The organism is Campylobacter sp. IFREMER_LSEM_CL1890, assembly GCF_025772045.1.
Taxonomy (GTDB): Bacteria; Campylobacterota; Campylobacteria; order Campylobacterales; family Campylobacteraceae; genus Campylobacter_D; species Campylobacter_D lari_D.
Genome location: NZ_JAKMRK010000001.1, coordinates 167,050 through 181,432, shown reverse-complemented (window position 1 = coordinate 181,432; position 14,383 = coordinate 167,050). Strand labels below are relative to the sequence as shown.

The window sequence follows — 14,383 nt, the reverse complement described above, 5'->3', positions numbered from 1 at the left end:
TTTTTTAATAATGATTTTTCATAGCAGCTCTTGCTTCAAGATCTGCTTGTTTTTTCTTTAAGCTTTCTCTTTTATCGTGTAAGTTTTTTCCTTTGGCTAAGGCTATTAAGACTTTTGCTTTATTTTTTTCATTAAAATAAAGTTCTAATGGCACTATAGTAAAGCCTTGGGTGCTAATTTTACCAAAAAGCCTATCGATTTGCTTTTTATGCATTAAAAGTTTTCGCGCACCTTTTTCATCATGCTTATAAAAAGAATGTGTAGTGCTAAGATGAGAAATATGAGCATTAAGTAAGAAAATTTCACCTTTGATAATACGCACAAAAGAATCTTTCAAATTTGCTCTACTAGCTCTTAATGCCACTACTTCAGAACCTTTTAAAACAATACCTGCTTCAAATTTTTCCAAAATTTCATAATCAAAAAAAGCTTTTTTGTTTTTTACTATAGTTTTTTTCATCATTTAGCCTTAAAAACTCCACTTCCACTTCCACTTAAAAAATAAGCCTCATTAAGAAAAGTTTGCATTTTAGGATAAATTTTTACACAAGGAGCAAATAAGTCGTTTAAATCAGTATTTTTATACTCTAAAATTTCACTTGTTTTAAGTGTTTTAAGTGTTTTAGACAAATTTAAATTCGCTGTTAAATCATATGAGCTTTCATCAAAAGCTTTATATACTTTTGCGCTTGAGCATTCAATAGATGGAAAAGTAAAATCAAGTTGACTAAAATCATCTTCAAAATATTCTACAATCTCGCCACACCCGCTAACATTTGCACTATCATATCCGCTTAAAAAAAAGATTAAATCAGAGCCAAGTTTTTGGCAGATTTGTTTAAGTTGTTGTTGATTGAGTTTTAAATTTAAAGTTTCGTTGATCATTAATAAAAATACAACCGCATCGGTACTGCTTCCACCAAGGCCTCCACCTATGGGAATGTTTTTGGTAAGCTTTAAACTTTTGTCTTTAAAAAATTCATTTAATTCATTAGAAAAACCTAAATTTTCTAATTCTTTATAAGCTTTGTGTATGATGGTATCTTGAGTAAAATTTCCAATAATTTCAAATCCTTCTTTGGTTTTTTCATCACTAAAGCTTAACTCATCAAAAATATCTTTTAATAAAACAAAGCGTGATTGTAATAAATGATAAGATCTTGAGTCAATTCCTATGATTTTTAAAAAAATATTAGCTTTTGCGTAAGCTTTCATTTTTTAAGCTTTTTACTCAGATCGTCAAGTTTTATCGTTTCATCACTAATTGCATGTAAATTTTCACTTTTTACTTGCTCGATAAGCTCTTTGCGTAGTATCATTAAAGACTTTGGAGCTTCGATGCCTATTTTAGCATAGCCTTTGCCTGTTTGAACTACTTTGATTTCTATATCATCTCCGATTTTTATACTTTCATTTTCTTTTCTTGATAAAATTAACATTTTAATACCTTATTTAAATAATATTGCACTTGATTATCTTGGATAGAAATGATAGAAAAAAAATCTTTTTCTTCTAAAATATAGCTACCTTCTTCTTGAATTTCCAAATCGTCCAAAAATATTTTTTGTCCATTGTGTAATTTTCGGGGATATTTTATCGTATTTTTTCTAAGATTTAAATAAGCTAAAGGATTTAACTCTTTTTCATTCTCATAAAAAAACCCTCCCTCGCTTAAACGCTCTAATGAGCTTAGTGTGGCTTTAATACCAAGTTTTCTAGCAAATAATTCACAATAAGAGCGTATATAAGAACCCTCACTAACTGCTATTTCTATGGTTAAAAAGGGATGGCTATAGTGTAAAATTTTAGTATAAAAAATTTCCATAACACAAGGCTTTAAATTGACTTCAAAACCTCTTTTTGCAAGCTCATAAGAGCGCACCCCATCTATTTTTTTTGCACAAAATGCGGGTGGGGTGTAGGTGATTTTACCTAAAAGTTCATTTTTAATTTGTTCTAAAACTTTCTCTTCAAAAGCATTTATAAGATTGATTTCTTTGATATTTTGATTATCAAGGCTTAGTGAATGCGCGCCTAGCCAAAGTGTTGCTTTATAAACTTTTGGATTTTTATCAAAAAAACGAAAAAGTTTTGTGTATTGATCAAAGGCTATGAGTAAAACACCTTTTGCAAAAGGATCAAGTGTTCCTGAAAAACCTGCTTTTTTATTTTTATATTTTTTCTTGAGTTTGCCTAAAAAAGCATTAGAACTCATACCACTTGGTTTATAAGCTACAAAAAGTTTATTCATATCACTTTTTCCACAAAACTTGACATTATCATTCTTTCTATGCCTCCAAAATTAATCGTGAGTTTTTCTTCAGCACCTATTTTACTTACCCCAGTGACTCTGCCTATGCCAAAAATTTTATGTTTGATTAAATCGCCTTTTTTGTAGCAATTTTTTTGATGATCTAGTGTTAATTCTTTTTTGATTACATTACTCTCGCCAAAAAATCTACTTTTTTCTAATCTTGTGCGACTTCCTTTATAAAATCTAGAATTAGCATAACTTAAATAAAGTTTTTTCTTGGCTCTAGTGATTGCTACATAGGCAAGTCTTCTTTCTTCTTCTATATTGCTTGATTCGCTAGTGAGTGGGAAAAAGCCTTCTTCTAAACCTATGATAAAAACATAATCAAACTCAAGTCCTTTGCTTGCATGAATACTCATAATACAAATACTTTCTTTATCAAGTCCATCTTGCTCATTAAGTAAAGAAATTTCATTTAAAATATCATCTAAGCCATTATAATTTCCATGAGTAATTTTATCTTTTAAATTAGCATAAAGTTCATCTATATTTAAAAGTTTATCTTCGCCCTCTGGATTATCTTTGTAAAATTCTTTGATTTTAAATTCTTCTTCTAAGGCTAAAATCATTGCAAGCAAATCATCTTTTTCTTTGATTTTGTGTATGCTTAGTATGAATTTTTCTAACTCTTTGTCTGTTTTTTTACTAAAAAAACCACTTCCTTGCAAAGCACATAGACTTTCAAATAAAGACAAATGATTTTCTTTAGCATAATTTTCTAGCTTTTCTAAACTTGCATTACCAAAGTTTCTTTTAGGGCGGTTGATAATGCGTTTAAAAGAATAATCATCATTTAAATTTGAAAGCAATCTTAAATAAGAAATAATATCTTTAATTTCAGCTCTTTCATAAAAACGAATTCCACTTAGCAATTTAAAAGGAATTTTTTCTTTGCTAAAAGCTTCTTCAAGAGCACGAGATAGGGCATTTACTCTATAAAGTATGGCTATTTCACTAGGATTAATCCCCGAGTTTAAAAGTTTTGAAACTTCTCTTGCAACCTTAAAACTTTCAATTTTTTCATCATCATTTTGTAAAATTGTAATTTCTTCGCCCTCATCTTTGGTACAAATCAAAGTTTTTCCTAGTCTTTTTCTATTATGCTCTATAAGCTCATTTGCAGCTTGCAAAATAGCGCTAGTTGAGCGATAATTTTGCTCTAGTTTGACTAATTTTACATTGTTAAATTGTTCTTTGAAATTTAAGATATTTTCTATTTTAGCTCCACGCCAACCATAAATACTCTGATCATCATCACCCACCACGCAAATGTTTTCATGAGACACGCAAAGTTTTTTTAGAATTTGATATTGCAAGGCATTGGTATCTTGATACTCATCTACTGTTATATAGGTATATTTTTGACTTTGCTCTTGTGCAAATTGTTCATCTTCTAAAATTTTATTAGTTAGCATGAGTAAATCATCAAAATCCATGAAATTATTTTGGATTAAAAAATGCTCATATTGCTCATATAAATGAATGATTTCTTCGTAATTTTTGTTTTTTTCATCTTTTAAAAATTCTAATTCTTTGCGTATTTCTTGAGCGCTTTTGCTTTGATTTTTAAAATTTGAAATATAAGCACCTATGCTTGCTAAAGAGCTTTGCAAATTTTCGCTAGCTAAATCTTTTAGTATTTTCTTTTTATCATCTGTATCAATAATGACAAAATTATTTGCCCTATTAATTCTTTCGCTATAAAGTCTTAAAAATAACAAGCCAAATTTATGAAAAGTACATAAAAGGGGATTGTGTAAATTTTGATCTTGTAAAAGTGCTAAGGCTCTTGTTTTCATTACATTAGCAGCTTTGTTTGTAAAGGTTAGTGTGAGGGTATTTTGCGCAGGAATACCTACATGATCGATTAAATAAGCAAGTCTAGTGGTAATGGTTTTAGTCTTTCCACTACCTGCGCCTGCTAGTATCAGCATAGCTCCATCAATATGCATGATAGCTTCTTTTTGGCTATCATTTAAACCTTCAAAAAAACTCATTTTTTAAATAAATCTTTATTGTTGGGATTGTTTAAAAAAGCATTCATGGATTTTTCTTTTAACTTTTGATCATTTTGCTTTTTAAAATAGTTTGAAAAATTGACAAAAATGATATTATCTTCAACTTGAATTTGAGTAATTGCACCTAAATCCACTTTTACAAAGGTTGCAAAATCATCAGGTCCAAAACCTGCGTGAAATTCTATATGCTCATTTGTTAAAACTATGGACTTAAAAGTATAACCACCAAGTGCAAAAAGACAATAAGGATTTTTACTCACTACATCTAATTCTGATGGTAAAGGAGGTTCGAGTGTAACAAATTTAGTATTTACAATGATATTAAATTCAATATCTTCTTGGATTAAAATTTGCAAACATTCATAAATGCTTTTTTGCATTAAAGTTATAAAATTTTTATTATTTAAAATTTTATCAATCATTACTTAGCCTTAAAAATTCATCTACTAGTATCCTAACTTGCTTTAAGCCTATATTCCAAAATTCATCACTTTCTATATCAAAGCCAAACATAGCTACAAGTTCTTTTGGGCTTTTGCTTCCCCCGCTACTTAAAAATTTGATATAAATTGAAGTAAAATTAGAGCATTTACCACTTTTATATAGACCATAGAGTGCTAAAACTAAAAGTTGTGCATAAGCATAAGCATAGCAGTAAAATGGAGAGTGTATAAAATGTGGTATATAAGAATACCAAAGGCCATAATTTTTGGTTAAAACTACGCTATCTTGAAACATTTTTCTTGATTCTTCAAGCCAAATTTCACTTAGTTCTTGAGCGCTTAGTTCTTCTTTTTTAGCATGAAATCTGCGTTCGAAAGTAGTAAAATTAATTTGCCTATAAAGAGTAGCAAAAATATCTTCAATTTTTGCTGCATATAAAGATAAAAGCTCTTCTTTGTCTAAATTTTCTTTAATATAGTCAAAAATCAACATTTCCGCAAACACTGAAGCAGTTTCTGCTGTAGTTAGAGGTGTATCTTGATTTAAAAAACTTACTTTATAAGAAAGTTTTTGATGTATAGTGTGGCCTAGCTCATGTGCTAGGGTAAAAAGATCGCGTCTTTGGTTAGTATAGTTTAAAAGTATGAAAGGATGGCTTAGCGGCGTGCTTGAGTGAGAAAAAGCACCACTTTGTTTAAATTCTTTAGGATAGATATCAATCCAATTATTCTCAAAAGCTTCTTTTGCTATCATATAAAAATCTTTAGAAAATTTTTCAAAGGCTTTTAAAACGATATCCTTTCCTTGATTAAAATCAACTTGCATTTCTTTTCCAATAGGTGCATAACGATCATAATCTTTTAGCTTTTTATACCCTAGAATTTTTTTCTTTGCATTATAAAATTTAGAAACAATATCAAAGCTATTCTCGCTAGCACTAATAAGCGCATCAACACTTTTTTTAGAAATTTGATTTCTTGTGTGTCTTGGAGCTTCAGGACTTTCATAGACTCTTAACTCACAAATGCTAGCAAGTTCACTTTTAATCATATTAAAAATATATACTAAAAGCTTGTTTTGTTTTTTTAAAGTTTTGCTAAAGCATTTTGAAGCTTTTTTTCTAATGCTTCTATCTTTATCATAAAGCTTGCTTAGAATTTCTTCCTCGCTTAATTTTTGTCCTTCAAAATTAAATTTTAAAGCACTAAAGATTTCATCAAATAATCTTGCAAATGCATTTGAACCTGTACTTGATAGAGTTAGGATAACTCTTTCTTCTTTTTTAGAAAGATTGTGTTTTTTGTGTTTGATAAGATTATTTAAATAAAACTCATAATCTTTGCAAAATGTGATGAAAGTCTTACTTTTTTCTTCTTTTAACTCGCAAAATTCAAGTTCAAAAAATAAAAGATTTTCTTCTATTTTTTTACTTAAATTTTCATATTTTGCATAAAAAGCACCTTTGGTAGTATCTTGAGCAAAATTTAAATACACATAGGTTAGTATGTGAGAAAGTTTTAAGATTAATTCTTCATAATTTTTTAAAGCTTGTAAAAATTGCTCATTGCTTAAACTATGAAGATTATTTTCATATTGTTTTTTAAATTCACAAGCTTCATCTTGGGTTTTTTGTAAAAAAAGATTTAATTCTTGCTCATCTTTAAATAATATATTTAAGTTCCAATTTTGCATGATTTTAGCTTTCTAAAATGAGTTTTTTTAATACAGCCATTCTAATGGCAACACCATTTTTAACTTGAGTTAAAACCTTACATCTTTTATCAGCCATTACTTCATCGCTAATATCGATATTTCTATGTACAGGACCAGGATGTAAGATAATGAGATTTTTATCTTTTATTAAATCTTTGCTAATACAAAAATCATTTGCATAATCTTTAAGCGATGCATAGGTTGGAATATTGTGTCTTTCAGTTTGTGTTCTAAGACTCATGATAATATCTACATCATCAATAACTTCTTTTAGTTTATTTGTTTTTTTAATAGGATAATTTGGCATAAAATGAGGTGGGGCTACTAGGGTAATGTCTATACCAAAACGAGGTAATAATTCTAAATTTGAAGCAGCAACGCGTGAGTTTTTAATATCTCCTACTATGGCTATTTTTTTACCTTTGACATTATAATCAAAATGCTCCATTATGGTAAAAAGATCAAGTAAAGCTTGGGTAGGATGAGCGTGTTTACCATCACCTCCATTAACTATAGGACAATGAGTATAATTTGCTAAAGTATGAGGCACACCTGAGTTTTTGTGTCTAACTACAATAGCACTTGGTGCCATTGCATCTAAATTTGCAGCAGTATCAAAAAGTGTTTCGCCTTTGCTTGAACTACTTCTTGAAACATCTAATTTTAAAACTTTAGCACCTAGTCTTCTTGCGGCTGTTTCAAAGCTTGATTGAGTGCGTGTTGAATTTTCAAAGAAAATTGTTGTAACACTTTTTCCTTCTAAAAATGTACGCGGTTTTTCATCCAAAAATTCTTTTGCTTCTTTAAATAAAGCCAAGATTTCATCATCGTTAAAATCTTTTGTAGTAATTAAATGCCTCATAAGTCCTCCTTAAATTTTTAAATTAAGCTCATTATCTGAACAAATAGCACTAAATAAAACATCTGTTGAGCTATTTAATGCAGTTTCAACACTATCTTGGATAACCCCTATGATAAAACCAACCGCAACTACTTGCATAGCTATGTCATAATCAATATTAAACAAAGAGCAAGCAAGTGGTATAAGTAAGAGCGAACCCCCAGCAACCCCGCTAGCTCCACAAGCTGCAAATGCAGCTAAAACACTCAAAAGCATAGCTTGTAAAAAATTTATTTCAATACCTACTGTGTGAGCTGCTGCAAGACTTAGTATAGCTATAGTTACAGCTGCTCCTGCCATATTAATCGTAGCACCTAGTGGAATAGAAATGCTATATAGGTTATTGTTGATATTTAATTTGGAGCAAAGTGCCATATTTACAGGAATATTTGCTGCAGAACTTCTTGTGAAAAATGCAAAAACAGCGCTATGTTTTAAACAAATAAAAATCAAAGGATAAGGATTTTTCTTTGTATAAGCAAAGACAATTAAAGCATTAATCACAAAAGCTACAAAAAACATAGTCAAAACTAAAATTATTAATAATTTAACATAACTTAAAAGTCCTGCTGCTCCTGTTTGGGCAACTGAATTAGCCACAAGTCCAAAAATTCCAAAAGGAGCAAGCTTGACTATAAATTTAACAATTTTTAATACACCCTCGTTTATATCAGTAAAAAGTTGTTTTGCATCATTAGAGCAATGTCTTAGAGCAAAACCTCCACCAATAGCCCAAGCTAATATGCTTAAATAATTTCCTGAAGATAAGGCATGGATCGGATTGTCTACTACTTGAAAAAGTAAGGTTTTAAATACTTCGCCTATATGCGCAGGGCTTGTAGTGGAAGCTTTTTCAATATCGGTTAATACTAATTCTACAGGAAAGATAAAACTTATACTAACTGCGCTTAAAGAAGCTAAAAAGGTTCCAAAAATATACAAGAAAATAATGTGTTTTATTTTCTCACTTCCATGATTAAATTCTTTTGTGCAAATGGTTGTTAAAATTAAAATAAAAACTAAAATTGGTGCTATAGCTTTTAAAGCTCCTGTAAATAAAGCACCAAAAATATTTGCAAAAATAGCTAAATCTTTAGAAAAAATACCTACTAAAATTCCTAAAACAATACCTATGCAAATTTGTAAAATAAGATTTCCATCTTTATAGCGTTTGATTGCATAAGAAAATAAACTCATTTCTTACCTTTTTTGTAGTGATAAATTTAAATTTATTCTAGCAAAGTAAAGCTTAAATAAGCTTTTTGATTTTTAAGTTAGCTTGTGTTAAAATAAAGCTAGAATTTTTTATGATAAGGAATATAAAATATGTATTTATTTACTTCTGAAGTTGTTAGTGCAGGACATCCTGATAAATGTGCTGATATTATAGCTGATTCTATAGTTGATGCCTTTTTAACTCATGATAAAGACTCAAGGGTTGCTAGTGAGGTTTTTGTAGCAGGAAATAAAGTAGTAATTGGTGGTGAGATTAAATCAAAATATAAACTAGAAAAACAAGATTATGAAAATATTGTAAAAAAAGCTCTAGCAGATATTGGTTACAATGGAAATCCGCATTTTAGCAAAAAACAATGTTTGCATCCTGATGATTTAGATGTAATGGTATTTTTAAATGAGCAAAGTCCTGACATCAATCAAGGTGTTGATCAAGAAGATGGAGAGATTGGAGCAGGTGATCAAGGTATAATGTTTGGTTTTGCAAGCAATGAAGCAAAAGAATATATGCCAGCAGCTATTTCTTATGCTAGAATGCTTTGTGATAAAGTATATGAGTTTGCAAAAAACAATCCTGATAAACTTGGAGTAGATATTAAAACTCAAGTTACAATTGATTATGCAAATAAAGAAAATTTTGAAAATTGCAAACCTCAAAGTATCCATACTATTGTAGTTTCAGCTCCTTGTGTTGAAAGTATGAAAATAGAAGATTTAAGAGCTTTGGTGATGGATTTGATTTTGGATTCAAATTTACCAAAAGAGCTTTTTTGCCCAGAAAAAACAAGAATTTTAATCAACCCAACGGGAAAATATGTAAATCACAGCTCATTACATGATAGTGGTTTAACAGGAAGAAAGCTTATAGTAGATAGCTTTGGTGGCTATGCTCCAATAGGAGGTGGTGCACAATCTTCTAAAGACTATACTAAGGTTGATAGAAGCGGACTTTATGCTGCAAGATGGCTTGCTAAAAATATTGTAGCAGCAGGGCTTGCTAAAAAATGTATAGTACAACTTTCTTATGCTATAGGTGTGGCTAAACCAACTTCTGTAAGTGTGGATTGCATGGGAACAAATACAAGATTAAATGATGATATTTTAAGTGATTTTGTGATGAAAACTTTCCCATTAACTCCAAATTGGATTAAAAATAAATTCAATCTTGATAAACCAAGTAAAGATACTTTCATGTATGCTGATGTAGCTGCTCGTGGTCAAGTGGGTCAAGCTGATTATCCTTGGGAAAAATTAGACGCACTTGATGAATTTAAGGCATTATAAAATGAAGCTTTTAAGCTTCATTTTGCTTTAAAAGTTTTTCTTTTATCTTTAAAATCAATACTTCTTTTGGTTTAATTACCGCATTTTCTTTTCCATTAACTGCATGATATATACTTACATTATAATTATTTGCATAAAAACGCATTAGAAAATTTTGTAATTTATACTCACTTGAAAAATTAAACCAAGCATTGTTTGAAATAGCGATGATGATTTTTGAGTGTTTGTAAAGTTTTTCTTTTGTAGCTTCAAAGCAGATAGCATTAGTGATGAGCTGATTATTTAGAGTGTATTGATTTAATTCTTTTCCTTTTGAAAATTCATCAATATTTAAAAGGTGTTTTTTAAAAAAGTTTTTAAATATAGGAATTTCTTCTCCAAAAGGTACAAGATAATGTTTGTTAAAAACTTGTATGTTACCATTGTCAAATACATAAGTACTATTGTATAGATGATTAGGTGTAGTGCTTATAGCACCTGTGATGATGATGATTTGTTTTGATAAATATTTTAAGGCTTGTAAATAACTTGGTGTTTTATTTAATGCAAAAGCAAAAGCAGTTTCAGGAAAAATAATTGCTTCTTTACCTTCTTTTATGGCCTTGTTGATTTGATAAAATATATCTTTAGAATGAGTTTGTAAATTTTCTTGTATGAATTTTTGATCTTGAGAGATATTAGTTTGGATTAATTTATAGTCTAAATTTAGTGTTTGTGATTGTTTTTGATTATATTGAGCTCCGATTAGAATAAGGATTAGAATAATTGCTATTTTATAATATCTTGAAATATATTTTTCATAATAAAAATAAGCAATCAAAAACATAGCTATAATACCTTGGTAACTTGCATCAAAGATTCCATATACACTTAAAACACCCCAATTTAGCCAATCAAAGCCAAAAGGATGAATAAAACAAAGTAAAAAAATTCCACAAAGTCTTAAAAAATCATATTTAAGAAAAAAACATATAAAAAACAAAAATCCATAAATTAATCCAATTAAGATAATTTCTAAAGGAATTAAATAAGCTAAATTAAAATAAATTGATGATAAACCTATCCACCAAAACCATAAAATTCCTATAAAAAAACCGGTGTAAAAATATCCTGCTTTACTTTTGTTTCTTAGTAATAAAATTAAACCATATATGCTTAAAAATGGTGAGATAAATTCGAAAAGTAAATTTTCAAAAAAAGAAAAATAAATAAAATTTGACAATAAAAGTGCAGAAAAAAAGGCTTTTGTTATTTTAAAAGTGGTAGAATTAGAATTTATGAACTTAAAAAAAAGGGGAAGAAATGGCAGAAAACGGAAATATTTGGACTTCATTGTTGCCTCTCATTGTGCTTTTTGCGATTTTTTATTTTTTGGTTATTAGACCACAACAAAAACAAGCAAAAGACCACAAATTAATGGTTTCATCTTTAGAAAAAGGAGATAAAATCATCACAAATGGTGGGATAATTTGCGAGGTGGTAAAACCAGAAGAGGATTTTATCAAAGTTAAGCTTAATGATGAAAATGTAGTTGTAAAAATTTCTAGAGATTTTATAGCAAAGAAAATTGATGCGTAGTGGAAAAATTACTTATAGAAGTATTATTTTCTTTGTAGTTTTTCTTATAGGATTAGTTTTTTCCATACCTTCTTTTATGCAAACCCAAAGTGGTGCTAAGATCAACCTAGGACTTGATTTACAAGGTGGTTTGCATATGTTATTAGGTGTAGAAGTAGAAGAGGCGGTTAAATCAAAGGTTAAATCCATAGCCTCTTCTCTTAGTTATTCTATCAATAAAGAAGATATTATTGTTGATAAAATCAAAGTAAATGATACTAGTATTGAATTTAGTTTATTAGATGAAAATGATGTAGCTAAGGTTGATTTGTTGTTAAAAGACATTAAAGGCTTGGCTATTACACACGAAAATTTACACTACACACTTTCTTTAACCCAAGAAGAAATCAAACTAACTCATGAACAAGCTATTTTACAAGCTGTAGAAACCATTAGAAATAGACTTGATCAATTTGGTCTTGCAGAGCCAAATGTAGCAAGATCAGGTGAGGATAAAATTTTAGTCGAACTTCCAGGTATTAAAACTGTTGCAGATGAGGCTAGAGCTAGAGAACTTATCGCAAAAGCTGCACATTTGCAATTAATGGAAGTAGATGATGTTAGAATGGATCAGGTAAATAATCTTACTCCAGCTCAAGCTGCTAAATATGGAGATTTAATTTTTGAAGATGCAAAAAATCCTCAAATTAAATATCTGGTAAAATCTATACCTATTCTTGATGGTTCTATGCTAACAGACGCAAAAGTGGGTTTTGCGCAAAGTAATAATCTTCCTGTTATTAATTTTACCTTAAATTCAGAAGGTGCTAAAAAATTTGGAGACTATACAGGAAATAATGTAGGCAAACGCTTAGCTATAGTTTTAGATAATAAAGTATATTCAGCTCCAAGAATTAATGAAAGAATAGGTGGAGGTAGTGGTCAAATTAGTGGTAGCTTTACTGTTGAAGAAGCTCATGATGTGGCCATTGCTTTAAGAAGTGGGGCGCTTTTAGCACCGGTTAAAATGCTTGAAAAAAGAAGTGTTGGACCATCTTTGGGTGCTGATAGTATTAAAATGAGTATGATAGCCCTAGCAGGTGCTTCTATATTAGTTATTGCATTTATGGTGATGTATTATGGTATAGCAGGAATTTTTGCTAATATTGCTTTAGTGGCAAATATTTTAGTGATTATTGCTGTAATGGCTATGTTTGGTGCAACTTTAACTTTACCTGGTATGGCAGGACTTGTACTGACTGTGGGTATGGCAGTAGATTCTAATGTTATTATTAATGAAAGAATTAGGGAGTTATTGCGAGAAGGTGCTAGCATAAGGCAAAGTGTTGAAAATGGTTATAAGCATGCAATGAGCGCGATTTTAGATTCTAACATTACTTCGCTTATTACTTCAGTGGTACTTTATGCTTATGGAACAGGTGCGGTAAAAGGTTTTGCGGTGACTTTGAGTATTGGGATTTTAGTTTCGATGATTACTTCTATTGTTGGAACTCATGGTATGTTTGAAATGTTTATGAACCGTATGGAAAAAAGCAATAATACAAGATTATGGTTTGGATATAGGAGACCTTAATGCAATTTTTTAGTCAAAAACATGTTTATGATTTTATGAGAATGAGATTTGCAGCCATCTCTTTGTCTTTTATTTTATTTTTTGGTTCTATTTTTATCCTTTTTACTAAGGGTTTGAATTTTGGTATTGATTTTACCGGTGGAACTTTAGTGCAACTTCAATATGAGCAAAAAGCTCCTTTGGCTGAAATTCGCAAAGCTTTAGCTATCAATGAAAATTTAAAAGGTGCTAGTGTTACTGAATTTGGTAGTGCTAATGAAGTGATTATTCGTTTTTCAGGAAGTAGCGATAGCTTGGGAAGTGACATTGGAGTAAGTATTGCAAATTTATTAAAAGATACAGGTAAATTTGAAGTGCGCCGTGTGGATGTGGTAGGTCCAAAAGTAGGAGATGAACTGCGTAATAAAGGTCTTATGGCGGTTGGAATTTCTTTGATTGCTATTTTGATTTATTTGGCAGTGAGATTTGAATGGCGTTTTGCTATGGCTTCTATTGTGTGTGAAATTCATGATATAGTCATTACTTTAGGCGCTATTGCATTATTTGAAATAGATGTAAATTTAGATATTTTGGCGGCTGTTTTAACTGTGCTTGGATATTCTTTAAATGATACGATTATTATTTTTGATAGGATTAGAGAAGGTGTTAAAACAAGTAAAAATTCAAAACTTGATTTAATTATTAATGAATCAGTTTCTGCAACTTTATCAAGAACTACTTTAACAACGGGTTTAACTTTAATCACTGTTGTAGTGCTTTATTTCTTTGGTGGATCTATGATAGAAGGTTTTGCTCTAACTATGATAGTGGGTATTGTGGCAGGTACTGCAAGTTCTATATTTGTAGCAAGTCCAGCACTTTTATGGTTTAAATTTAGTGTTACGCAGTATCGTCAAAAAGAATTAGAAAAAGTAAAGAAAAAACAAGAAAAAGAGAAATTAAGAGCGATGTATGAAAAAGGAACGGTGTAAAAATGAATTGGGGTAAGGTTATTTATATCTTTTTTGCTCTAATGAGCTTAACTACAACCGCAGGATTTTTATATGATCAAAATGAAGTTGCATTATTTATTGCAGCTTGTGTGAATTTAATTTCTACTTTATTGAAAATCGGAGTTAGAAATTTCTTAGCAGCTGAATTATTTGCTAGTTCTTTAGTGGCTGATTTGCATTTAATTCCAGCTTTTGCTTTAATACAAATTAATCCAGAGGCTAATGTTATGGTTTATACTTTAGCAATTGGTGCTTTGATAGCTAATATCTTTTCAATGATTTTAGTTATAGTTGATTCAGTAAAAAGTCAAGAAGAAAATTAGGAGTTAA

General features: G+C 29.8%; 15 protein-coding genes. 5 read left to right on the top strand and 10 right to left on the bottom strand.

The window, feature by feature from the left end; all coding sequences use genetic code 11:
- Window positions 1-4: 4 nt before the first annotated feature.
- From smpB to sstT, 9 genes are read right to left on the bottom strand one after another with little or no spacing between them, the layout of a single operon-like run.
- On the bottom strand, window positions 5-460 hold the full coding sequence (smpB, locus tag L8W57_RS00900; RefSeq protein WP_039668585.1) for an SsrA-binding protein SmpB: 456 nt from the start codon (window positions 458-460) through the stop codon (window positions 5-7).
- Entirely contained in the window at window positions 460-1,215 is a 756-nt protein-coding gene (locus L8W57_RS00895; protein ID WP_263661835.1) for a 4-(cytidine 5'-diphospho)-2-C-methyl-D-erythritol kinase, read from the bottom strand. The genes smpB and L8W57_RS00895 overlap by 1 nt, the downstream gene beginning before the upstream one ends.
- The gene (gene csrA, locus L8W57_RS00890) at window positions 1,212-1,439 is read right to left on the bottom strand and encodes a carbon storage regulator CsrA (RefSeq protein WP_012661763.1); all 228 of its coding nucleotides are present in this window, start codon (window positions 1,437-1,439) and stop codon (window positions 1,212-1,214) included. Before csrA ends, L8W57_RS00895 begins: the two co-directional genes overlap by 4 nt.
- A complete protein-coding gene (gene truB, locus L8W57_RS00885; RefSeq protein WP_263661834.1) occupies window positions 1,433-2,251 on the bottom strand; it encodes a tRNA pseudouridine(55) synthase TruB in 819 nt (272 codons plus the stop codon). The genes csrA and truB overlap by 7 nt, the downstream gene beginning before the upstream one ends.
- A complete protein-coding gene (locus tag L8W57_RS00880; RefSeq protein WP_263659034.1) occupies window positions 2,248-4,311 on the bottom strand; it encodes an ATP-dependent helicase in 2,064 nt (687 codons plus the stop codon). The genes truB and L8W57_RS00880 overlap by 4 nt, the downstream gene beginning before the upstream one ends.
- Complete coding sequence (locus L8W57_RS00875) at window positions 4,308-4,754, bottom strand: hypothetical protein (RefSeq protein ID WP_263661833.1); 447 nt, start codon at window positions 4,752-4,754, stop codon at window positions 4,308-4,310. Before L8W57_RS00875 ends, L8W57_RS00880 begins: the two co-directional genes overlap by 4 nt.
- A complete protein-coding gene (locus L8W57_RS00870; protein WP_263661832.1) occupies window positions 4,747-6,468 on the bottom strand; it encodes a M3 family oligoendopeptidase in 1,722 nt (573 codons plus the stop codon). Before L8W57_RS00870 ends, L8W57_RS00875 begins: the two co-directional genes overlap by 8 nt.
- A gap of 4 nt (window positions 6,469-6,472) precedes the next feature.
- Window positions 6,473-7,351, bottom strand: coding sequence for an aspartate carbamoyltransferase catalytic subunit (locus L8W57_RS00865; protein WP_263661020.1), 879 nt, complete (start codon window positions 7,349-7,351; stop codon window positions 6,473-6,475).
- A gap of 9 nt (window positions 7,352-7,360) precedes the next feature.
- Window positions 7,361-8,587 carry a serine/threonine transporter SstT gene (sstT, locus tag L8W57_RS00860; protein WP_258107600.1) on the bottom strand — a complete coding sequence of 409 codons (1,227 nt, stop codon included), beginning with the start codon at window positions 8,585-8,587 and terminating at the stop codon, window positions 7,361-7,363.
- A gap of 129 nt (window positions 8,588-8,716) precedes the next feature.
- Between sstT and metK the strand changes: the two genes are divergently transcribed.
- A complete protein-coding gene (gene metK, locus L8W57_RS00855) occupies window positions 8,717-9,910 on the top strand; it encodes a methionine adenosyltransferase (RefSeq protein ID WP_133318704.1) in 1,194 nt (397 codons plus the stop codon).
- 10 nt (window positions 9,911-9,920) lie between these two features.
- Here the strand turns inward: metK and L8W57_RS00850 are convergent, their stop codons facing one another.
- Window positions 9,921-11,243 (bottom strand): apolipoprotein N-acyltransferase, encoded by a 1,323-nt coding sequence (locus L8W57_RS00850; protein WP_263661831.1) that lies wholly within the window; start codon window positions 11,241-11,243, stop codon window positions 9,921-9,923.
- Here L8W57_RS00850 and yajC point away from each other — a divergent pair.
- Genes yajC through L8W57_RS00830 form a run of 4 tightly spaced genes read left to right on the top strand, consistent with a single transcriptional unit; the run spans window position 11,213 to window position 14,376 of the window.
- Window positions 11,213-11,488 carry a preprotein translocase subunit YajC gene (yajC, locus tag L8W57_RS00845; RefSeq protein ID WP_039618686.1) on the top strand — a complete coding sequence of 92 codons (276 nt, stop codon included), beginning with the start codon at window positions 11,213-11,215 and terminating at the stop codon, window positions 11,486-11,488. The two genes, L8W57_RS00850 and yajC, sit on opposite strands and share 31 nt — an antisense overlap.
- Window positions 11,481-13,061, top strand: a complete 1,581-nt coding sequence (secD, locus tag L8W57_RS00840; protein ID WP_263661830.1) for a protein translocase subunit SecD — start codon at window positions 11,481-11,483, stop codon at window positions 13,059-13,061. Before yajC ends, secD begins: the two co-directional genes overlap by 8 nt.
- Window positions 13,061-14,032 (top strand): protein translocase subunit SecF, encoded by a 972-nt coding sequence (secF, locus tag L8W57_RS00835; protein WP_133318706.1) that lies wholly within the window; start codon window positions 13,061-13,063, stop codon window positions 14,030-14,032. Before secD ends, secF begins: the two co-directional genes overlap by 1 nt.
- 2 nt (window positions 14,033-14,034) lie before the next feature.
- Window positions 14,035-14,376 (top strand): DUF6394 family protein, encoded by a 342-nt coding sequence (locus tag L8W57_RS00830; protein WP_133318707.1) that lies wholly within the window; start codon window positions 14,035-14,037, stop codon window positions 14,374-14,376.
- Window positions 14,377-14,383: the final 7 nt, after the last annotated feature.

Bases quoted from the DNA above. Each gene is read 5' to 3' on its own strand.
- L8W57_RS00865 (WP_263661020.1), bottom strand. From the start codon at position 7,351: ATGAGGCATTTAATTACTACAAAAGATTTTAACGATGATGAAATCTTG.
- secD (WP_263661830.1), top strand. From the start codon at position 11,481: ATGCGTAGTGGAAAAATTACTTATAGAAGTATTATTTTCTTTGTAGTT.
- yajC (WP_039618686.1), top strand. From the start codon at position 11,213: ATGGCAGAAAACGGAAATATTTGGACTTCATTGTTGCCTCTCATTGTG.
- secF (WP_133318706.1), top strand. From the start codon at position 13,061: ATGCAATTTTTTAGTCAAAAACATGTTTATGATTTTATGAGAATGAGA.
- smpB (WP_039668585.1), bottom strand. From the start codon at position 460: ATGAAAAAAACTATAGTAAAAAACAAAAAAGCTTTTTTTGATTATGAA.
- L8W57_RS00870 (WP_263661832.1), bottom strand. From the start codon at position 6,468: ATGCAAAATTGGAACTTAAATATATTATTTAAAGATGAGCAAGAATTA.
- metK (WP_133318704.1), top strand. From the start codon at position 8,717: ATGTATTTATTTACTTCTGAAGTTGTTAGTGCAGGACATCCTGATAAA.
- L8W57_RS00875 (WP_263661833.1), bottom strand. From the start codon at position 4,754: ATGATTGATAAAATTTTAAATAATAAAAATTTTATAACTTTAATGCAA.
- csrA (WP_012661763.1), bottom strand. From the start codon at position 1,439: ATGTTAATTTTATCAAGAAAAGAAAATGAAAGTATAAAAATCGGAGAT.
- truB (WP_263661834.1), bottom strand. From the start codon at position 2,251: ATGAATAAACTTTTTGTAGCTTATAAACCAAGTGGTATGAGTTCTAAT.
- sstT (WP_258107600.1), bottom strand. From the start codon at position 8,587: ATGAGTTTATTTTCTTATGCAATCAAACGCTATAAAGATGGAAATCTT.
- L8W57_RS00850 (WP_263661831.1), bottom strand. From the start codon at position 11,243: ATGAAGTCCAAATATTTCCGTTTTCTGCCATTTCTTCCCCTTTTTTTT.
- L8W57_RS00830 (WP_133318707.1), top strand. From the start codon at position 14,035: ATGAATTGGGGTAAGGTTATTTATATCTTTTTTGCTCTAATGAGCTTA.
- L8W57_RS00895 (WP_263661835.1), bottom strand. From the start codon at position 1,215: ATGAAAGCTTACGCAAAAGCTAATATTTTTTTAAAAATCATAGGAATT.
- L8W57_RS00880 (WP_263659034.1), bottom strand. From the start codon at position 4,311: ATGAGTTTTTTTGAAGGTTTAAATGATAGCCAAAAAGAAGCTATCATG.